Source organism: Streptomyces sp. NPDC127177 (genome assembly GCF_042672475.1).
In the GTDB taxonomy this organism is placed as follows: Bacteria; Actinomycetota; Actinomycetes; order Streptomycetales; family Streptomycetaceae; genus Streptomyces.
This window is the reverse complement of record NZ_JBHXUW010000062.1, coordinates 1-18,657: the sequence shown is the minus strand read 5'-3', so window position 1 is coordinate 18,657 and position 18,657 is coordinate 1. Positions and strand designations below refer to the sequence as shown.

General features: G+C 72.0%; 16 protein-coding genes. 9 read left to right on the top strand and 7 right to left on the bottom strand.

Annotation, left to right across the window (positions count from 1 at the left end; genetic code table 11):
• Window positions 1–921 (top strand): GNAT family N-acetyltransferase, encoded by a 921-nt coding sequence (locus ACFVJX_RS29655; protein WP_384128121.1) that lies wholly within the window; start codon window positions 1–3, stop codon window positions 919–921.
• On the top strand, window positions 902–1,399 hold the full coding sequence (locus ACFVJX_RS29650) for a DUF402 domain-containing protein (RefSeq protein ID WP_384128119.1): 498 nt from the start codon (window positions 902–904) through the stop codon (window positions 1,397–1,399). Before ACFVJX_RS29655 ends, ACFVJX_RS29650 begins: the two co-directional genes overlap by 20 nt.
• Before the next feature lie 42 nt (window positions 1,400–1,441).
• Here ACFVJX_RS29650 and ACFVJX_RS29645 read toward each other — a convergent pair whose 3' ends face one another.
• Window positions 1,442–2,920, bottom strand: a complete 1,479-nt coding sequence (locus ACFVJX_RS29645) for a trifunctional class I SAM-dependent methyltransferase/NUDIX hydrolase/VOC family protein (protein WP_384128117.1) — start codon at window positions 2,918–2,920, stop codon at window positions 1,442–1,444.
• Between the two features lie 229 nt (window positions 2,921–3,149).
• Here ACFVJX_RS29645 and ACFVJX_RS29640 point away from each other — a divergent pair, with 229 nt between their 5' ends.
• Entirely contained in the window at window positions 3,150–4,154 is a 1,005-nt protein-coding gene (locus tag ACFVJX_RS29640) for a lytic polysaccharide monooxygenase (protein ID WP_384128115.1), read from the top strand.
• A 60-nt stretch (window positions 4,155–4,214) separates the two neighbouring features.
• Here the strand turns inward: ACFVJX_RS29640 and ACFVJX_RS29635 are convergent, their stop codons facing one another.
• The 3 genes from ACFVJX_RS29635 to ACFVJX_RS29625 form a co-directional block, all read right to left on the bottom strand.
• Window positions 4,215–5,108: an esterase/lipase family protein gene (locus ACFVJX_RS29635; protein ID WP_384128113.1), complete on the bottom strand. Its 894-nt coding sequence runs from the start codon at window positions 5,106–5,108 to the stop codon at window positions 4,215–4,217.
• A gap of 187 nt (window positions 5,109–5,295) precedes the next feature.
• A complete protein-coding gene (locus tag ACFVJX_RS29630) occupies window positions 5,296–6,294 on the bottom strand; it encodes a hypothetical protein (RefSeq protein WP_384128111.1) in 999 nt (332 codons plus the stop codon).
• Complete coding sequence (locus ACFVJX_RS29625; RefSeq protein WP_384128110.1) at window positions 6,291–9,770, bottom strand: DNA polymerase III subunit alpha; 3,480 nt, start codon at window positions 9,768–9,770, stop codon at window positions 6,291–6,293. The genes ACFVJX_RS29630 and ACFVJX_RS29625 overlap by 4 nt, the downstream gene beginning before the upstream one ends.
• Window positions 9,771–9,924: 154 nt before the next feature.
• Between ACFVJX_RS29625 and ACFVJX_RS29620 the strand changes: the two genes are divergently transcribed.
• Window positions 9,925–10,980: a DUF3533 domain-containing protein gene (locus tag ACFVJX_RS29620; protein WP_384128108.1), complete on the top strand. Its 1,056-nt coding sequence runs from the start codon at window positions 9,925–9,927 to the stop codon at window positions 10,978–10,980.
• A gap of 84 nt (window positions 10,981–11,064) precedes the next feature.
• On the opposite strand, the gene ACFVJX_RS29615 is transcribed toward ACFVJX_RS29620, so the two are convergent.
• Window positions 11,065–12,150: a DUF5937 family protein gene (locus tag ACFVJX_RS29615; protein WP_384128107.1), complete on the bottom strand. Its 1,086-nt coding sequence runs from the start codon at window positions 12,148–12,150 to the stop codon at window positions 11,065–11,067.
• A gap of 99 nt (window positions 12,151–12,249) precedes the next feature.
• On the opposite strand from ACFVJX_RS29615, the gene ACFVJX_RS29610 reads away from it, so the two are divergent.
• Both ACFVJX_RS29610 and ACFVJX_RS29605 read left to right on the top strand, forming a co-directional pair.
• A complete protein-coding gene (locus ACFVJX_RS29610; protein WP_384128105.1) occupies window positions 12,250–13,470 on the top strand; it encodes an MFS transporter in 1,221 nt (406 codons plus the stop codon).
• Between the two features lie 180 nt (window positions 13,471–13,650).
• Window positions 13,651–14,151, top strand: coding sequence for a phospholipase (locus ACFVJX_RS29605; protein ID WP_384128104.1), 501 nt, complete (start codon window positions 13,651–13,653; stop codon window positions 14,149–14,151).
• 246 nt (window positions 14,152–14,397) lie between these two features.
• On the opposite strand, the gene ACFVJX_RS29600 is transcribed toward ACFVJX_RS29605, so the two are convergent.
• Window positions 14,398–14,853, bottom strand: coding sequence for an ATP-binding protein (locus ACFVJX_RS29600; protein WP_384128102.1), 456 nt, complete (start codon window positions 14,851–14,853; stop codon window positions 14,398–14,400).
• A gap of 250 nt (window positions 14,854–15,103) precedes the next feature.
• Between ACFVJX_RS29600 and ACFVJX_RS29595 the strand changes: the two genes are divergently transcribed.
• Both ACFVJX_RS29595 and ACFVJX_RS29590 read left to right on the top strand, forming a co-directional pair.
• On the top strand, window positions 15,104–15,949 hold the full coding sequence (locus ACFVJX_RS29595) for a helix-turn-helix domain-containing protein (protein ID WP_384128101.1): 846 nt from the start codon (window positions 15,104–15,106) through the stop codon (window positions 15,947–15,949).
• A complete protein-coding gene (locus tag ACFVJX_RS29590; RefSeq protein WP_384128099.1) occupies window positions 15,946–16,152 on the top strand; it encodes a DUF397 domain-containing protein in 207 nt (68 codons plus the stop codon). The genes ACFVJX_RS29595 and ACFVJX_RS29590 overlap by 4 nt, the downstream gene beginning before the upstream one ends.
• A gap of 74 nt (window positions 16,153–16,226) precedes the next feature.
• Here ACFVJX_RS29590 and ACFVJX_RS29585 read toward each other — a convergent pair whose 3' ends face one another.
• Window positions 16,227–17,312: a S1 family peptidase gene (locus ACFVJX_RS29585; protein WP_384128097.1), complete on the bottom strand. Its 1,086-nt coding sequence runs from the start codon at window positions 17,310–17,312 to the stop codon at window positions 16,227–16,229.
• A gap of 430 nt (window positions 17,313–17,742) precedes the next feature.
• Between ACFVJX_RS29585 and ACFVJX_RS29580 the strand changes: the two genes are divergently transcribed.
• Complete coding sequence (locus ACFVJX_RS29580) at window positions 17,743–18,618, top strand: alpha/beta fold hydrolase (protein WP_384128096.1); 876 nt, start codon at window positions 17,743–17,745, stop codon at window positions 18,616–18,618.
• Window positions 18,619–18,657 lie beyond the last annotated feature (39 nt).

Below are 18,657 nucleotides of genomic sequence, written 5' to 3'. Positions count from 1 at the left end.
ATGACTGTCATCGTGCGCGATTTCCGGCCGGCCGACGCCGAGGACTGGGTCAGGGTGCGTCGCGCGGCGCTCCCGTTCATGGTCACCACCGCGGAACGGGTCGTCGCCGAACTGGTCTCCGCCCATCCGGCCAAGCGGTACCGGTTGCTGGTCGCGGAGGAGGACGGCGAGATCATCGGAACGGCCCAGGTGGGCCTGGCCCATGAGAGCCCCGAGCCCGGACAGTCCTTCTGCAACCCGTACACCCATCCGGAGCGGACCGGCCGGGGAGCGGGCGGCCTGCTGCTGCGCACGGCCGAGGAGTATCTGGCCCTGGCCGGTGCGACCTCGGTCTACACCTGGGTTCTGGACACCCCCGGCAACCGCTCGTTCGCCGAGAAGCGCGGCTACGAGCCGAGCCGTCCGGCGCACTTCCTCCACCTCGATCTGGCCGGCGGCACGCTGCCGCCGCGCCAGGAACTCCCGGCCGGTGTCGAACTGCGCACCGCCGCCGACTTCGCCGACGATCCGCGCCCGCTCTTCGAGGTGGACGCCGAGACCACGGCCGACGAGCCCAGCGACACACCGGCGCGGCTGACGGACTACGAGGAGTGGCTCCGCGAGACCTGGCGCAGCCCGGGGCTCGACCACGCGCTGACCTCCGTGGTGGTCGCCGACGGCGAGGTGGTGGCGTTCAGCGCGGCGGAGACCGACGGGGTGGACCGCTACTGGTCGGGGATGACCGGCACCCGGCGCGCCCACCGCAACCGTGGGCTCGCGAAGCTCGCCAAGAACGACTCGCTGCACCGGGCGCGCGCCGCCGGGTACACCGACGCCTTCACCGGCAACGACGCCGACAACGGCCCGATGCTGGCGGTCAACCGCTGGTTCGGCTACGAGATCTGCGCCACGGAGGTACGTCATGTCCGCAGGACCGGCTGACGCCGCACTGACCGTCGTCCTGGTCAAGGCGGGGAAGACCAAGATCCGCTACCCGGCCGGTCTGGTCGCCGACGACGGCACCCGGGTGACGGTTCGGGCCCCCTGGGCCTCCCCGCGCGTCCGTGACTTCGGCTTCGTCCGGTTCGAACCGGGTGATGTGCTCACCGAGCACTACTGGCGCGACGCCTGGTTCGCGGTGAAGGAGGTCCGCACCGGCGCGGGCGAACTCAAGGGCTGGTACTGCGATGTGACCCGGCCGGCGGTGCTGCGCGAGGGTGAGCTGGTCGTCGAGGACCTGGATCTCGATCTGTGGGTGTCGGCGGACCGCTCCGACGTGCTGCGCCTGGACGAGGACGAGTTCGGGGAGAGCGGGCTCGCCGGACGCGACCCGGCGGCGGCACGTGCCGCCGTGGAGGCACTGGACGAGCTGGAACGCCTCGCCCGCACACCGGAGGGCTTCGCCGGCCTGCTGGGCTGACCCCGGCCTCCCTCCGGCCTGCCTCCCCGGCCGACGGGGCCCTCAGCCCACCACCAGCTCCACCTCGTACCCCGCCGCGTCCTCCAGGTACGCGGCCACGTGCTCGTCTCCGCCGGCGTGCGGATGGCGGTCCGCGAAGAGGAGCCGCCAGCCGTGGTCCGGGGCGCGGGCCACCAGGGCGTCCAGAGCGGCCCGGTCCGCCACGTGGAACGCCAGGTGGTTGAGGCCGGGACGGCGCCGCTCGTGCGCCCCCGGAGCCAGGTCGGGCGACTGCTCGACGACCACATAGCTGTCGCCCCGCCGCCAGCTGCGCCCGTGCGCCCACTGCTGGTACGGGACATGGCCCAGCTCGCCCAGGAGCCAGCCCCACCCGGCCGTGGCCGCCGCCAGATCGGGTACCCACAGCTCGATGTGGTGGACGCGCCCGGTACGGACCCCGCCGGCCGGCAGCGGGACCGCGCGCCGGGGCCCGTGCGGTTCGTACGCGACGGTGTCGCCGTCCTCGTGCCAGTGGATCAGGAAGTGCTCACCGGCCCGGTAGCCGTCGAGTCCGGCGCGGCAGTACGCGACCATGTCGTCCGGCAGGGCGTCCAGCGGGAACCAGCCGAGCTCCGAGCACTTGTCCGGTTCACGGTTGTACGGCGGCCGGTCCGGATCGAACTGGGCCTCGAAGAACCAGCCGGTCCTGGAGGCGCCGGCGGGCGCGCGGTGCTGCATGACCAGGGCCACGCGCAACTCCTCCGGGGCGAGGGCGATCCCGATCTCCTCGGCCGCCTCGCGGATCATGCCCTCGCGGACGTCCTCACCGTCCTCGACGTGCCCCGACGGGGCGTGCAGCAGCCCGTCCGCGTACCCCGTACCGGCCCGGCGGGCGAGCAGGACCTCGGAGCCGCGACGGAGGATCAGATGGACATCGACGACCTCGGTGTGCCGGCGCGGCGGTTCGGCGCGGGCCACCAGGGCGTAGCGCTCGTCGTCGACCTCCCTGCCCCAGAGGTCGCGGTCGCCGGAGAGCCGCTCGTGGTGGACGCGTTCGGTGAACGGGGCGAGCAGCGCGGTCAGTTGCCCGGCCGACAGCCCGACCCCGTTCCACACGCCCTCGATCAGCACCAGCCTTCCACCGGGCCGCAGCAGGCCGAACCAGTGCCGCAGGGCCTCGGCGGGGTCGGGCAGCAGCCACACCACGTGCCGGGCCAGGATCACGTCGAACTGCTGCCTGCCGACCGGGGGCCGGGCCGCGTCCCCGACATGCACCTCGGTCCCCGTCCCGGCCAGCTTGGCGCGCGCCTGCTCCACCATGCGCGGCGACCGGTCGACACCCGTGACCCGGTGCCCCTGCCCGGCGACGAGCAGCGCCAGGCTGCCGGTGCCGCACCCCAGATCGAGCACCTCGGAGCGCTCCCGGGGCAGCCAGCTCTCCAGCCGCCCCGCCCAGGCGTGCCTGACCACGGGGTCGAGCAGACCGTGGTCGGGCTCCTCGTCGAAGGAATCGGCGGCGGAGTCCCAGTCGATCGTCGTCATGCACCGATCGTGCCATCCGCCACCGACAGCGGTACGGGCCGGCCGATGCCGACGTCCGTTCTTAATCGCTTCCGATGCCCTCCTTAAGACCGTCATAACGATCGCCACCAGGCCCTTTTCGGGCCGGGGCGGAGGCAGATCAGCGGCTAGCTTGCTGTTCCCGGGCCCCCGGCACACGTTCCGGGGCGCCCCGCACCCAGTCGTGGACCGCCGAAGGAGTACCACCACCATGGCCGTCATCACCACCGCCCGTCGCAGGGCCGCCGGTATCGCCGTGCTCGGTGCGGCACCGCTCGCGCTGACCGTTCTGGCCGCGGCCCCGGCCGCCGCGCACGGCTCGCTGTCGGACCCGGTCAGCCGGGTCTCGGCCTGTTTCGCCGAAGGGCCCGAGAGCCCGAAGTCCGCGGCCTGCGTGGCGGCGGTCGAGGCGGGCGGCACCCAGGCGCTGTACGACTGGAACGGGGTCAATATCGCCAACGCTGCCGGCAACCACCGTCAGTTGATCCCGGACGGCAAGCTGTGCAGTGCGGGCAACGACAAGTTCAAGGGGCTCGATCTGCCGCGCGCCGACTGGCCGGCGACGAAGCTGGCGGCGGGCAGCCACACCTTCCGCTTCCGGGCCACGGCCCCGCACAAGGGTTCGTTCGAGCTGTATCTGACCAAGGCCTCCTACGACCCGGCGAAGCCGCTGAAGTGGTCGGACCTGGCGGAGAAGCCGTTCGTCACGGCGACCGACCCGGAGCTGGTGGACGGGTCGTACGTCTTCGACGGCACCGTGCCGCAGGGCGCGGGGCGGCAGCTGATCTACACCGTCTGGCAGCGGTCCGACTCACCGGAGGCGTTCTACGCCTGCTCCGACGTGGTGTTCGACGGGGCCGCGGGAGGTGCGTCCGCCTCCGCCCCGTCCGAGCAGGAGATCACCGAGGGCGAGGCCGAGTCGTCGGTCGAGCACGGCGGCCACGGTGACGACGACGCCGCTACGGGCGCGAAGGTCACCGAGGCGGCCGACGCCCCGGAAGCGGCCGGCACACCCGCCGCGGCGGCCAACGCCCCCGAGCCGGACAGCGCCTCCGCCGCACCCGCCGCGGCCGGCGCGAACCTCGCCGAGACGGGTGGCGGCGGCAGCACCTCGTACCTGACGATCGGCGGTGCTGCCGCACTCGCCGTGGGCGCGGCCGCGCTGTTCGCCTCGGTCCGACGCCGGGCGGCGTCCGCCGCGCGGCACGGCCGCTGAGCGGGCGGACGGCCCCGGGCACGCCCGGGGCCGTCCGGTCCTGACTGCCTGACTACCTGACTACTCGACGGCCGAGGCGCAGGTGGTCGGGCTGGCGTGCGCCGGGTCCAGCGCGTTCGCCACCTCGTGGTAGGCGACCCGGTCGATGGTCCCGATCGCCACGTGCTCGGACAGATCGGCCGGGCACAGGTCCTGGAGCAGGACGTTACGCACGTCCGGCCCGTCCAGGAACTGGGTCCGGTACGGGGTCACGACCTCGTCGTACCTGGTCGCGATGACGGTGTAGTGGACTCCCGGCACGGTGTCGGGCAGGGAGTTGAGCTTGGTGACGAAGGGCGATCCGGCCACCTGGTCGGCGAGTCCGGGGGTGCCGGAGTTGAGCAGGTCCCCGGCGCCGGGGAAGTACGGCAGGAGTTTGGTCAGGCCGAGGAGGGTGGTGCCGTGGTTGTCGGGCGCGAGCCCGATCAGGGCGTTCACCTTCGACGAGCCGCCGAGGAACTTCAGGTAGTAGTTCGGCATCATGCCGCCCTGCGAGTGGCCGACGATGTCCGCCTTGGGTGCCCCGGTGGAGGCGAGCACCTTGTCGACGAAGGTGGCGAGCTGCCCGGCCGACTTCTCGATCGGGCCCAGGCCGTTGAAGACCGGCACGCCGGGGAGCTGGCCGTAGTCGAGGGAGTAGACGCAGTAGCCCCGGTTCACCAGGTAGGGGGCGAGGACGAGCCAGTTGTCGACCGAGTTCCCGAAGGTTCCGTGGACCAGGACCACGGGCCGGGGGTGGGCTGCGGAGGGTTTGCAGGAGTAGTCGTTCCAGCCACTCGATGTGGCGGCGACGGTAGTGGGGGTGGCTGCAGCGGCAGTGGCCGTGGGGGTGGCGACTGCGGCGACGGCGAGGAACAGTGCGGCGAGGGTTCTGCGCGCTCGTGGGGTCCGCGGCGCACGGGTCCAGGGCAGCATCGTGTGTTCTCCTTGCGGCTCAAGGGAGTTGCGATGTCTTTGCACCCTGCGGCCCGGACCACAAGTTCTGACGTGTTCTATGTGCTCATGCCAACTTACGCACGAGTAAGGTTTCCTGGGAAGTTACGCGTCGGTAAAAATTGACGCGGTGGTAACCGTAGCTTCAGGACAGCCCGCCACCGGCGGTTCAGGCGGCGAGTCGCCCCGGCATCACGGCCTGCGGTCCGAATCTGGCCCGCAGCCGGTCCGCCACCGCCTCGATCCGCCGCGCCCGTTCGTCCACCGGGTCGAAGGTCAGCTGATGAGCGGCCCGCCCCGCCTCGCCGAGCCCCTCCGCGCGCAGGGCCATCCCCCGCACCCGGGCCCGTTGCAGTCCGAACGAGTCATGGATCCGGTACGCGAGCGCGGTGAGTTCCGCGGAGTGCGCGGTGGGCTCGCGGAGCGTACGGCTGCGGGTCAGCGTCGAGTACCCGGTCCGGTCGGCATAGCGGACGGAGACCGCGAGCGAGCGGCACACCTGCCCGTCGCCGCGCATCCTGGCCCCCAGCTCCTCGGTGAGCGACATGAGCGCGCGGCGCTGCCGCTCGCGGTCCAGCTCGTCGCGCGGGAAGGTCCGTTCGGCGGCGACCGACCGGGCGGCGGCGTTCGGCACCACCGTCGTACGGTCGATGCCGCGGGCCCGCTCCCACAGTTCGCGCCCGGTCCGCACCCCGGTGATCCGCTGCAGGGTGCCGAGCGGGGCGGCCGCGATCCGGCCGACGGAGTCGAGGCCGTATCCGCACAGGGTGCGGGCCGTCGCCGCCCCGACACCGTCCAGCGCGGCGGCCGGCCGGTCCGCGAGGAAGGCGGCGGCCCCTCCGACGGGCACCACGAAGGTCGTCCCGGGCACGGCCCGCCGCGCCGCCATCCGTGCCAGCATCGGGTTCTCGGCGGCCCCGATCGCGCAGTCCACACCGTGCAGGGCCAGCGCGCGGACCCGGATCACCGCGGCCAGACCTGCCGCGTCCCGTCCGAAGTAGCGCAGCGCGCCCCGCACATCGGCGAGCGCCCCGTCGGGCGGCGCCGCCTCCACGACCGGGGTGAACGAACCGAGCAGGGCCAGCAGCCCCGCGTAGCCCGCGCCGTCCGGGGAGCCGCCGCCGACCCGGCGGAACCGCAGACAGAGGATTCCGGGCTGCTCACTCATCCCGCGCTCCCCGGGCTCTGGTGCCACAGCTTCCTTCCGGTGGGCGCCCCCTCACCGGGCGGCTGCAGGTCGGACCAGGGGTTCATCTCGTAACCGGTGGGCATCCGGATACGGCGGCCGTCGTCCCCGTCGGCCGGCGCCCCGTCCGGTGCGTGACCGTCCTCCTCCGGCTCGGGCTCCTGTGCCAGCCGGGCCGCGACCGCGTCGAGTCCGCCGGTCCGCCGCAGCTCGGCCAGCTCGGCGAGATTCCAGGCGGCGGCCCCCACCACGCTCAGGCTCCGCGGCCCGCGCCGCTGCACCACCCCGCGCACCAGGAGCAGCCAGGAGTGGAAGACGGTGTACGCGCAGTCGGCGTGGCTGTCGTCGAAGAACGCCAGGTCGACCAGGCCCGTGCCGTCGTCCAGGGTGGTGAAGACGACCCGGCGCCCGGAGCGGACCGGCGGAGTCTGGGTGGCCGCCTTGGCGCCCGCGACCAGCACGGTCTCGCCGTGCCGCGCCTCGCGCAGCCGCTTGGCCGAGACCGCGCCCAGCTCCTCCAGGAAGGCGTGGTGATCGCTCATCAGATGGCGTGAGACATCCATGCTCAGCACACCCAGTTCGGCGCTGAGCCGTTCCGCCTCGTTGAGGTCGGGCAGGCCGATGGAGCCGGTCCGGTGTCCGCCGCCGAGCGGGAGCTGGGCGCCCCCGCCGCCGGAGCCCGCGCCCCGCTGGGCGCGGTGCAGCTCGGACAGGTGCAGCAGCAGATCACGGCGGTTGGCGCCGAACGCGTCCAACGCGCCCACCTGGGCCAGCCGTTCGGCGGCCGGCTTGCCCGGGCGGGCCCGCTGCCAGAAGTCCAGCAGTGAGCTGTAGGGCGCTCCGGCCTCGATCCGGGCGACCTCGGCCGCGCTGATCCCGTGGACGTCCGAGAGTGCCAGCCGCAGTCCCCAGACCCCTCCCCCGTCATCAGACACCAGTTCGATCCGATGGGCTGCCGCCGACCGGTTCACGTCCAGTGGCAGCACCGGCACCCCACGCCGCCGCGCGTCCGCGAGCAGCAGCCTCTTCGGGTACATCCCGGGGTCGTGGGTGAGCAGTCCGGCGTAGAAGGCCGCCGGGTGGTGCGCCTTCAGCCAGGCCGACTGGTACGTCGGCACCGCGAAGGCGACCGCGTGCGCCTTGCAGAACCCGTAGCTGCCGAACGCCTCGATGATCTCCCAGGCGCGGGCGATCACCTCGGCGTCGTACTTCCTCGCCGCGGCGTGCCGGGCGAACCAGATTCTGATCCTGCCCTGCGACTCGGGGTCGGAGAGCCCGCGCCGGACCCGGTCGGCCTCGTCCCGGCCGCAGCCGGTCATGATGTCGACCATCTCGATGATCTGCTCGTGGAAGACCACCACTCCGTACGTCTCGCGCAGCGGTCCCTCCAGATCGGGGTGCGGGTAGCGGACGGGTGCGCGGCCGTGCCGGGCCTCGATGAACGGCCGCACCATGTCGGCGGCGACCGGTCCGGGCCGGAAGAGCGATATGTCGACCACCAGATCGTGGAAACCGGCCGGCTGGAGCCTGCCGATCAGATCGCGCTGCCCCGGCGACTCGATCTGGAAGCAGCCCAGCGTCTCGGCGGTCCTGATCAGCCGGTACGTCTCCGGATCGCCCGGCGGCACGGCGTCCAGGTCCACCTCCTGTCCCGAGGCCCGCTTCACCTCGGTGACCGCGTGCGCCATCGCCGACTGCATCCGTACGCCCAGCACATCGAGCTTGAGCAGCCCGAGGTCCTCCACGTCCTCCTTGTCGAACTGCGACATCGGGAAGCCCTCGCCGCTGGTGGGCACGACGGGGGTGCGGCGCAGCAGCGAGGCGTCCGAGAGGAGGACTCCGCACGGGTGCATGGCCGTACCGCGCGGCAGTGCGTCCAGCGCCTCCACCAGCTCCCACAGCCGCCCGTACTTCTCCTTCGTCCGCGCCACCTCGCGCAGTTCGGGCAGTTCCTCCATGGCCGCGAGGGCGTCGCGGGCGCGGATGTGCGGGAAGGCCTTGGCGAGCCGGTCGGTCTCGGCCGGGTTCATGGAGAGCGCGGCGCCGACGTCCCGGATGGCGTGGCGCACCCGGTAGGTCTCGGGCATGGAGACGGTGGCGACCCGTTCGGCGCCGAAGCGGCCGATGATCGCCCGGTAGACGTCGAGGCGGCGGGCCGACTCGACGTCTATGTCGATGTCGGGCAGCACGAAGCGGCGCTTGGACAGGAAGCGCTCCATCAGCAGCCCGTGCTCGACCGGGTCGGCGTGGGCGATGCCGAGGAGGTGGTTGACCAGGGAGCCGGCCCCGGAGCCGCGTGCGGCCACCCGGACCTTCATGTCCCTCACGTCGTCCACGACTTGAGCGACGGTCAGGAAGTACGAGGCGAAACCGTGGTGGGCGATGATGTCCAGCTCGTGGTGCATCCGGTCCCAGTAGCCGGGGCGGCGGTCGTAGCCGCGCAGCACCATGCCCGCGGCGGCGCGGGAGGCCAGCACCCGCTGGGCGGTGCGGCGGCCCGCGCCGACGAGGTGCGGTTCGGGGAAGTGGACGGAGCCGAGGCCGATGTCGCCCTCGGGGTCGACGGCGCAGGCGTCGGCGGTGTGCCGGGTCTCCGCGAGCAGCCGGGCCCCGGCACCGGGGCCGAGTCCGGCGGCGGCGGTGATCCGCTCGGCGGTCTCCGCCATCGCGCGGGCGTCCTTGAGCCAGCGCTCACCGCTGTCGAGCGGGGCACGGCGCGGGTCGACGGGGACGAGCCTGCGGGCCGAGTCGAGCACATCGGCGACCGGGCCCTGCCCCGCGTCGGCGTACCGGACGGCGTTGGTCAGCACGGCCCGTATCCCCTGTTCGGCCGCGAAGCCGACGGTACGGGCGGCGAGCCGCAGCGAACCGGGGCCGGTGCCGTCCCGTCCGTGGTGGACGGCTTCGAGCCGCAGGTCGTCGCCGTACACCTCCCGCCAGGGGGCGAGCAGGACGGCGGCCCGGTCGGGGCGGCCGGCGGCCAGCGCCCGGCTCACCTCGGAGGCGGGGCCGAGCAGCACGGTGAGCCCTTCGGCGGGCAGCGAGGACCGGTCGAGCAGGGGCCGGCCACCGTCGGGGACGGCGGCATGGGCGGCGGTGACGAGGCGGCACAGTTCGGCCCAGCCCTGTGCGCCGTCGCGGGCGAGGAAGGTGACCCGGGGAGCGGATTCATCGACAAAGGCACCACCGCGGGCCGGGGTCCGCAGCCGGTGCGTGCCCCCGCCGCCCCCCGCAGGTCCGGCGGGGGCCACCGCGAGCTCCACCCCGAAGAGCGGCCGTACGTCCGCCCGCCCGCAGGCCTTGGCGAACCGGACCGCGCCCGCGAGGGTGTCGCGGTCGGTCAGCGCGAGGGCATCCATTCCCCGCTCGGCCGCGCGCTCGGCCAGCCGCTCCGGGTGCGAGGCCCCGTACCGCAGGGAGAACCCGGAAACGGTATGCAGATGCGTGAACCCTGGCACCCGCACCTCCTGGACCGATCCGTGAACACCACCCCCTCGCTCTCCACCATAGACCAAGTTCGAACATTCGTGCGATACACGAGATGCATGCCACCCTCAGCCATTCGGCCCGGCCCCGACTGCGTGGACGACGGGCGGCCCGGACCGTGGGGGCATGACTTTCGCTGACGAGGTGAAGAGAGCCGTCACTCCACGGGCCGCACTGCTCGTCATCGGCGTACTGGCGCTGCAACTGCTGTTCATCGCGTCGTACATCGGGGCACTGCACAAGCCGAAGGCGACGGACGTCCCCTTCGGGGTCGTCGCGCCCCAGCAGATGTCCGCCCGGCTCCTCACCGAGCTGAAAGATCTTCCCGGCGGCCCGCTGGACCCCCGCACGGTCAGCGACGCGGCCGCCGCCCGCAGACAGATCCTCGACCGAGACATCGACGGCGCCCTGATCGTCGACCCCCGGGGCACCGAGGACACCGTCCTGGTCGCCTCCGGCGGCGGCACCGTCCTGGCCACCTCACTGACGAAGATCATCACGGAGGCCGACCGCTCCCAGCGGCGAACGGTGCACCCCGTGGACGTGGCCCCGGCCTCGGGCCAGGACTTCGACGGGCTGTCGTCCTTCTACCTGGTCGTGGGCTGGTGCGTCGGCGGCTACCTCTGCGCCTCGATCCTGGCGATCAGCGCCGGCAGCCGCCCCGCCAACCGTCAGCGCGCGGTGATCAGGACCGGGGTCATGGCGCTGTACTCGATCGCGGGCGGAATCGGCGGCGCGGTGATCATCGGGCCGATCCTCGGCGCGCTCCCCGGATCCTTCTGGGCGCTGTCGGGTCTGGGCGCGCTGACCGTCTTCGCGGTCGGCATGATCACGCTCGCCCTGCAGGCCCTCACCGGCATCGTCGGCATCGGCCTGGCCGTCCTGCTCGTGGTGATCGCGGGCAACCCGAGCGCGGGCGGCGCCTTCCCGCTCCCGATGCTGCCGGACTTCTGGCGCGCGATCGGCCCCGCGCTGCCGCCGGGGGCCGGGACGTGGGCGGCGCGCTCGATCGCGTACTTCAGGGGCAACGCGGTGACCGGATCACTGCTGGTGCTGTCCGCGTGGGCGGTGGTGGGCACGGTCGTCACCCTGCTGATGGCGATGCGGAAGAAGCCGGAGGCGGCGGGCGCCCCGCTCGCGGGCGCGGTGGACGCCGGCGGGCGCGGCTCGACACCGGCCTGACGGCGATGCGGCTCCCGGCGGCCTGCCGGGTCGGACGCTGTCGCGACGGCGGCGGCCGGCCGCGTTCCGGCGGACCGGAGCCGCTCAGCGCAGTACGGCCGCCAGCAGGTCCGACCCCAGTGCCGTCAGATCGGGCAGATTGACCGTGTACCGGACGTAGCGGCCCTGCCGCCGGGCCGTGAGCAGGCCCGCGCGGCGCAGGACGGCGAGGTGGCGGGAAACCTCCGGGGCCGAGAGTGCCCAGGCGTGGGCCAGCTCCCCGGTGGTGTGCGGTCCGCGGGCCAGGGTGCGCAGCAACCGCAGCCGTACCGGATGCGCGAGCGCCTCCAGCCGGAGCGTGACCGTCTCCAGCGATACCGGCTCCGGCGGACTCGGCTCCGCGACGGGGTACTGCACCACCGGCTGCCACCCGGGGGCGTAGACCGCCACCAGGTGCGGGCGGCCGAAGACGCTGGGGAGGAAGGTGACGCCGGCGCCGTTGGCGGTCGTCGCACTGTCCTGCAGCTTGTCCACGATGATGCCGTTGCCGTCCGGTGCCAGAGTGACGGCGCCGGAGACCGACGCGAGTGCCGCCCCGACTCCCTGGTGCTTCAGCAGGTCGTTCTTCAGGCGCAGGTCGGTGGCGAGCCGCACGGCGACGTCCGCCCAGGCGGCGTCGAAGAAGGCCTCGGCGCACTGTTCGAGGGTGTGACGTACCCGCGCCCGCACGGCTGCCGGGTCCGCGAGCAGCCGTTCCGCGAAGGCCTCCTGGAGCGCGCCGCGGGCCTGCGCGAGGTCCAGGGCGCGCTCGCGCGCCGTCGCGTCGGCGAGCGGTGACGGCGCGGCGAAGTGGACCCGGTTGCTGCCGCACGTGGTGATGAGCGCGGCGGTCACATAGGTTTCGTCGTCGATCCGGTCCACATCGTCCAGTTCGTCGGTGAGGGTCGACCGGGGGCGAGCGGGAACCAGGAAGTCGGCCCGTGAGGAACGCCAGAGGAACTCCGCCTCCCTGAGCCGCTCGGCCAGCTCCGGCCGCAGCCCGGCCCAGACGTCCCCGGCCCAGCCGGCGAGCTGGGGGTGGTGCGCGGGTTCGGCCAGCACGTGCAGCATCGCGGTCAGCTCGGCCAGGGGGGAGGCGGCGAACCGCAGCCGCCCGGACGGCCGGCCGCCGATGTCGATCCTCAACGTCATTCCCTCATTCTCACCGGCAGGACGGCCGACGACCGCGTCGGTTGACGGTCTCCGTCAACCGGCACAGCCGGTCCGGCGGCCGAACGCACCGTTGACGCCATGGCAACCACCACCAAGATCCAGCCGCGCGCCCTCGTCCGGGCCTCCGGCGGCCCCCGCTATGCCGTCGCCCTGCTCGTGGACGCGCTCGGCACCGGCCTGCTGCGGCCCTTTCTGCTGCTCTACGGGGTGACGGTGCTGAGGCTGTCCGCGGCGGCCACCGGCATCGCGATGACGGCCGGCGTCGTCGTGGGTCTGGTGTGCATGCCCGCGGTGGGCCGCTGGCTGGACCGGGGCGCACGCAGCACGGTCGTGGCGGCGTCGATGCTGGTGCGGGTGGTGGGCGTGGCGCTGCTGCTGATCGCCCCGGCCGGGCACGTCTGGCTGTTCGCGACGGCGGCGCTCTTCCTCGGCATCGGCAACCAGGCATGGCCGGCCGCCCATGCGGCTCTCGTCGCCACGGTCGCCCACGGCCGCGAACGCGACGCCGCCCTCGCGGGAGGCCGCGCCCTGCGCAACGCCGGCCTGGGCGCGGGCGCCCTCCTCGCCACCGCGTGCCTGGCGGGCGGCGCGACCGCGTTGCAGGCGCTGGCCGCCGTCACCGGGCTCGCCTATCTCGCCGCGGCGGCCCTGGCCCGGTCGGTCCGCCTGCGCACGCGTCCGTCCACCGCACCGGCCGAGGACCGGGCCGACGGGCCCGCACCTCGGATGCGCGTGCTGCTGGCCGCCAACGTGATCTACGTCTTCTGCCTCAACGTCCCCGAAATCGCTCTGCCTCTCGTCCTGTTGACGCAGACCCACGCCTCCCCGATGTGGTCGGGCGCCATCTTCGTGGCGAACACGGTGCTGGTGGTCACCCTGCAGGTTCCGGTCACCGTCCTGATGTCCCGCTTCTCCCGGCGGGCCGTGCTGGCCCTTGCCGGCGTGGTACTCACCGCGTCCTACCTCGGCTTCCTCGCGGCCACCGCGCTGGGGCACGGCTGGGTCGCTCCGGCCGTCGCCGCGGTGTCCGTGGTCTGCACCATCGGCGAGATCATCTACGCCGGCAGCGCCACCGCGCTCGTCACCGCGCTCGCCCCGGCCCATGTCCTTGGACGCGCCCTCGCCCGCTTCCAGCTCTCCACGGGCTTCGGCCTGGCCGTCTCCCCGGCGGCCATCACCTCCCTCGCCTCCCACGGCTCGGCCGCACTCTGGGGCAGCCTCGCCACTGCGACGCTCCTGTCCGCCTCCGCCGTTGCCACCGAGAAGGATCTCCGCCCGCCGTCCGTCCGGGCCGACTGATCCGTAGCGCCACATTTCGTTCGAATGCTCTTCAACCCCCGACGCCCACACCAATCCTTGGTGTCCAATTGACGCAACAGCTAGGCATTGACAGGTGCATGACGGCATCCTTAGTCGATCTCGTGTGATCCACGAGACGCACGACCGCAACAACTCCCCTAAAACGCCCGGAGGTTACTCATGCGTCGCCGCTTCGCCGCCACAGCACTCGCCACGGCCGCCCTGTCGCTCCCCCTCGTCCTGCTGCCCGCCACATCCGCCTCGGCCGCCCCCGCGGACAAGCCTCAGGTCCTCAGCTCCTGGACCCAGACGAGCGCCTCCAGCTACAACTCCTGGAACGCCGCCCGCAACAACCAGGGCGCATGGTCCGCCTACGGCTTCGACTGGTCGACGGACTACTGCAGCTCCTCGCCCGACAACCCGTTCGGCTTCCCCTTCCAGACGGCCTGCGCCCGCCACGACTTCGGCTACCGCAACTACAAGGCCGCCGGCACGTTCTCCGCCAACAAGGCCCGCATCGACTCCGCCCTCTACGAGGACCTGAAGCGCGTATGCGCCGCCTACTCGGGCGCGAAGCTGACCTCGTGCAACTCCACGGCCTGGACGTACTACCACGCGGTGGACATCTTCGGCGTCGCACCGGCGAAGGCGGGTGCCGGCAGACTGCCCCAGTCCGCCTGACCGGAACCGCCACTCGGAGGCCCGGGCCACGGCCCGGGCCTCCGCCCGGTTCGGCCGACGGACTCCGCATGAGCAGTTCCTACGGGTCCGTCACCCCTGAGCCGGTCCTCGATGACGGCGCGCCGACCACGAAAGGCACGTGGGTGCGCGTCGGCAAGGAGACACCGCGCGAATGACCCGCGCGGCACCGGGCCCGCCCCACCATCGAGGAGCCGGCTCCGGGCTGACCGGCCGGACCGAGCAACCTCACCATGCTGTCGACAGGTCCACCTCCGCCCAGACCGCCTTGGTGTACGCGTCGCGGACCGTGCACCCCCAACGGTCCGCGTAGGCCTCCACCAGCAGCAGGCCACGGCCGGATGCCGCGTCAGCGGACGCGGGGCCGACCGCCGGCCTGGGCGGCAGCCGCTCGGGGCGGGTGTCCGTCACCTCGATACGGAGGGCGCGGGGCAGGAGGAGAAGCGTCAGCCGGAAGTCGCGGCCGGGGAGCCGGCCGTGGGTGATGGCATTGGCAGCCAGCTCCGCGGTGACCAGAGCGACGGTTCGGGCCGCGTCGGAGTCGTACGGGCAGCCGCACCACTCGGTCAGCTGCTGAACGGCGAGGGTGCGGGCCAGACGGGCGCCCCGTGGAGTGCCGCTCAGACGAAGGCTGAACTCGGGGGCCGGGCACCGAGCCTCCTGGGCGTTCTTCTGTTGGTTCACCCCGTCATCGTGAAACCCCGCGCACGTCGCTGACCAGGTCCGACGGCCGTACGGAGGTGAGCCGGTACGGGACCGGTGAAAGCGCGCCACCCCGAGTTGTACGGGTCTTGTACGGGTGCTGTACGGGACGGGAGCCGTATCCCAGGAAAGGGCTCATCCGTTGAACCTTGCCCGGCCGTAATGGAGTTGAGCGAGGCTACGGATGGCTGCGGGCGGGCACGAGCGGGCGGCGGAAGGAACGTGAAGGCGCATGCGTGATACGCGGAACGGCCGGGCGGCGAAGGCGAAGCAGGAGAGCGAACTGCCGGGCGTGTGGGTGGCCTACGGCAAAATCCTCCAGCACCTGCGGAAACGGGCCGGGTTGAGCCAGCCTGCCCTGGGGGACGCCATCGGCTACTCCCTGGAGCAGGTCGCCTCGGTCGAGCAGGGGCGGCGGCCGGCGAAGGAGGAGTTCACGGTCGCGGCGGACCAGGTGCTGGATGCGGACGGGGTGCTGGAGGTACTCCAGGACGATGTGGACCGGGCCAAGCTCCCCAAGTTCTTCCGCAACTTCGCCCTCATCGAGGCGTCGGTACTGAGCCGCTTCTCGTACGACCCGCTGCTGGTGCCGGGCCTGTTGCAGACAGAGGCGTACGCGCGGGCGGTGTTCGGCGGCCACTGCCCGCCGTTCAGCGACGAGATCATCGACCAGCACACGGAGGCCCGGCTGAGCAGGCAGAAGCTGCTGACCCGGAATCCGCTGGCGGAGTTGTCGTTCATCATCGGGGAGGAGGCGTTGCGCGATCCGGTGGGCGACAGCGAGGTAATGCGCGCCCAGTGGCAACATCTCTTGTCGGTCGGCAGGTTGCGTAATGCCGAGATTCAGGTCATGCCTGCCGGACTCGGGTTCCATCCAGGGAAGAACGGGCCCTTCGTGACGGTCCAGACGAAGGAACTCCGCCACCTCGGCTACTTCGAGTCGCAGGGTGTCGGGTGCGTCGTCAGTGATCCGGCAGAGGTCAGCTCGTTCGGATTGCGATATGGCAAGCTGCGATCGCAGGCCCTGAACGTCGAGGCGTCTGCGCGGCTCATCGAACGGCTGGTGGGAGAGACATGAGCGTGGAGCAGGAAACCGGGAACGTCGAGAAGCTGCGTTGGTTCAAGAGCAGCTACAGCGGATCGGACGGCGGTGACTGCGTGGAGGTGGCCGCCGGTGCCGGTGCCGTGTACGTACGGGACTCGAAGGTCACGGGCGGCGGGCCGGTGCTGCGGGTCGGCCGGACCGGGTGGGCGGCGTTCGTGACGCTCGCACGGGGATAGAGCGACACGAAACGGCCCCCGGCATGAAGCACTGCCGGGGGCCGTTCGTCACTGCACGGAGACGGTCGAAACCGTCAGCCGATCTGAGCCCCGGTGGCCGAAAGCGCCTCCGGCACCGGCTGGAAGAACGTCTCGCCTCCAGCGGAGCAGTCGCCGCTGCCGCCCGAGGTCAGGCCGATCGCCGTGTCACCGGCGAAGAGCGAGCCGCCGCTGTCACCGGGCTCGGCGCAGACCGTCGTCTGGATGAGCCCGTTGACGATGTCGCCGTTGCCGTAGTTGACCGTGGCGTTCAGCCCCGTCACCTCGCCGTCGTGCACCTGGGTGGTGGAACCGCTGCGCGTCACCGTCATACCGACGGTCGCCGCGCCCGCCTTGGTGATCTTCTGGGTGGAACCGTTGTACAGGTCCACCTCGCTCGGGTGCGCGGTGGACGAGGTGTACTTCACCAGGCCGAAGTCGTTGTCGGGGAACTCCGACGCCGCGTTGGTGCCGATCACCGAGCCGCCCTGCGTCGCCGACCAGCTGGTGATCGCGTCGGTGCAGTGCCCTGCGGTCAGGAAGTACGGCTCGCCGCCCTTGACCACGTTGAAGCCGAGCGAGCAGCGCCCGCCGTTGCCCCAGATCGCGTCGCCGCCCGCGATGAGCGCCTTGAACTCACCGGCGGACTTCTTGAGCTGCGCCTTGCCACCCAGCGACTCGACCACCGAGGTGAGCTTCTGCAGATCGGCACCCTTGACCGTGCGGTCGGCCGTGACGACGACCTTGTTGCTGACCGGGTCGAGGGCCCACGAGGTGCCGCGGATCGAGGCCTTGCCGGCCAGGGTCTTCTGCGCCGACTTCAGATCGGCGAGCGAGTTCTGTACGACTCTGGCCTTGCCGCCCGCCTGCTGCACCTGCTCGACCGCGGCCTGGTCGACCACGTTCATCACGAGGCTCTTCGACTTGGCGTCGTAGTAGGAACCGGCCGCGTCGCTGCCCAGTTCCTTGCCGAGGCCGGTGGCGAGCTTTCCGGCCGCGTCGGCGGTCAGCGTGCGCGCGGTGACCTGGGGGGTCGACTCACTGGCGTTCGCGCTCTGGAACGTCGCACCCGCTGCGACCAGGGCGACTACCGCCGAACCTGCGAGCACTGCACGCTGCTTGGATATGCGTCGATGCTTCAACTTCGACCTCCTGTGGGGGCCGTGCACGGAGGATGTGGGGTCGTCCGTACACGGAGGTTGAGGCGCCCACTATTCCGACGGAGCAGGTAGCACACAAGGTCGACTTCAGGACGCACACACGACGCCACCCCTTCGACCTCACCTCGTTCACTTATCGGGGGTCGACCCTCACCGTTGCCCTCCCGTCCCCTTCCGCGAACACCCCGTGCGACGCGGGGTCAGCAATGGGTGAGGACTAGTCCTGTCCGGTATTCGCCCTTGCACGTCCGGTTGCCGGTACATCCGGCGGGATCCGCCTCCGCGCGCCCCCTTCGAGCGCTCCCGTAATCGCTCAACGCACTGTCCCGATACGGGCCTTGATGGTCCATCATCGAAACAGTGCGGGGAAAGTCGGGCACGTCGTGCCCGCGTGGATACGAGGAGGCACGGAGTGCGCAGTCGGGTGCGCGCAACCGACGGACGGCAACTGGTGGTTGAGCGACTGGGGGATCCACGTGGCAGACCCGTCTTCCTTCTGCACGGAATGCCGGGGAGCCGGCTCGGTCCGGCTCCGCGCGGCATGGTGCTGTACCAGCGCAAGACCCAGCTCATCACCTACGACCGGCCGGGCTACGGCGACTCCGACCGGCAGCCGGGCCGTTGCGTCGCCGACGCGGTGGAGGACGTCCGGGCCATCGCGGACCATATCGGGCTCGAACGGTTCGCCGTCGTGGGCCGTTCCGGAGGTGCCTCCCACGCCCTGGCCTGCGCCGCGCTGATGCCCGAACGGGTCACCCGGACCGCCGCTCTGGTGGGGCTGGCCCCCTGGGACGCCGACGGTCTCGACTGGTTCGAGGGGATGGCCGCGTCCAATGTGCTGGCGTACACCACGGCGGCCGCCGATCCGGACGGGCTCGCGGAGTCGTTCATCTCACGGTCGGCGGTGATCAGGAACAACCCGGTCCGGCTCATCGACGACCTTCGCCGGGAGCTGACCGACTCCGACCGGCTGGTGGTCAACGACGCCGGAGTCCGTTCCATGCTGTTGCGCAACTACCGTGAGGGGCTGCGCACCTCGGCATACGGCTGGATCGACGACGCGCTCGCGTTCAGCCGCCCCTGGGGGTTCGACCCGGCCGACATCACCGGTCCGGTGCTGCTGTGGCACGGTGAGAAGGACGTCTTCTCACCGGTCGGGCACACGCGCTGGCTGGCGAGCCGCATCACGGGCTCCACCGTCGTGGTGGAGCCGACGGCCGCGCATTTCGACGCGCTGCACGCCCTCCCCCGGATCCTCACCTGGCTGCTCGACACGGACGGCCGCTGAGCAGCGGAGGGCGGTGACGGGCGGGAGCGGCCGGCGAAG

Bases quoted from the DNA above. Each gene is read 5' to 3' on its own strand.
- ACFVJX_RS29605 (WP_384128104.1), top strand. From the start codon at position 13,651: ATGCGTCGCCGCTTCGCCGCCACAGCACTCGCCACGGCCGCCCTGTCG.
- ACFVJX_RS29590 (WP_384128099.1), top strand. From the start codon at position 15,946: ATGAGCGTGGAGCAGGAAACCGGGAACGTCGAGAAGCTGCGTTGGTTC.
- ACFVJX_RS29630 (WP_384128111.1), bottom strand. From the start codon at position 6,294: ATGAGTGAGCAGCCCGGAATCCTCTGTCTGCGGTTCCGCCGGGTCGGC.
- ACFVJX_RS29595 (WP_384128101.1), top strand. From the start codon at position 15,104: ATGCGTGATACGCGGAACGGCCGGGCGGCGAAGGCGAAGCAGGAGAGC.
- ACFVJX_RS29615 (WP_384128107.1), bottom strand. From the start codon at position 12,150: ATGACGTTGAGGATCGACATCGGCGGCCGGCCGTCCGGGCGGCTGCGG.
- ACFVJX_RS29650 (WP_384128119.1), top strand. From the start codon at position 902: ATGTCCGCAGGACCGGCTGACGCCGCACTGACCGTCGTCCTGGTCAAG.
- ACFVJX_RS29635 (WP_384128113.1), bottom strand. From the start codon at position 5,108: ATGCTGCCCTGGACCCGTGCGCCGCGGACCCCACGAGCGCGCAGAACC.
- ACFVJX_RS29645 (WP_384128117.1), bottom strand. From the start codon at position 2,920: ATGACGACGATCGACTGGGACTCCGCCGCCGATTCCTTCGACGAGGAG.
- ACFVJX_RS29620 (WP_384128108.1), top strand. From the start codon at position 9,925: ATGACTTTCGCTGACGAGGTGAAGAGAGCCGTCACTCCACGGGCCGCA.
- ACFVJX_RS29610 (WP_384128105.1), top strand. From the start codon at position 12,250: ATGGCAACCACCACCAAGATCCAGCCGCGCGCCCTCGTCCGGGCCTCC.
- ACFVJX_RS29640 (WP_384128115.1), top strand. From the start codon at position 3,150: ATGGCCGTCATCACCACCGCCCGTCGCAGGGCCGCCGGTATCGCCGTG.
- ACFVJX_RS29655 (WP_384128121.1), top strand. From the start codon at position 1: ATGACTGTCATCGTGCGCGATTTCCGGCCGGCCGACGCCGAGGACTGG.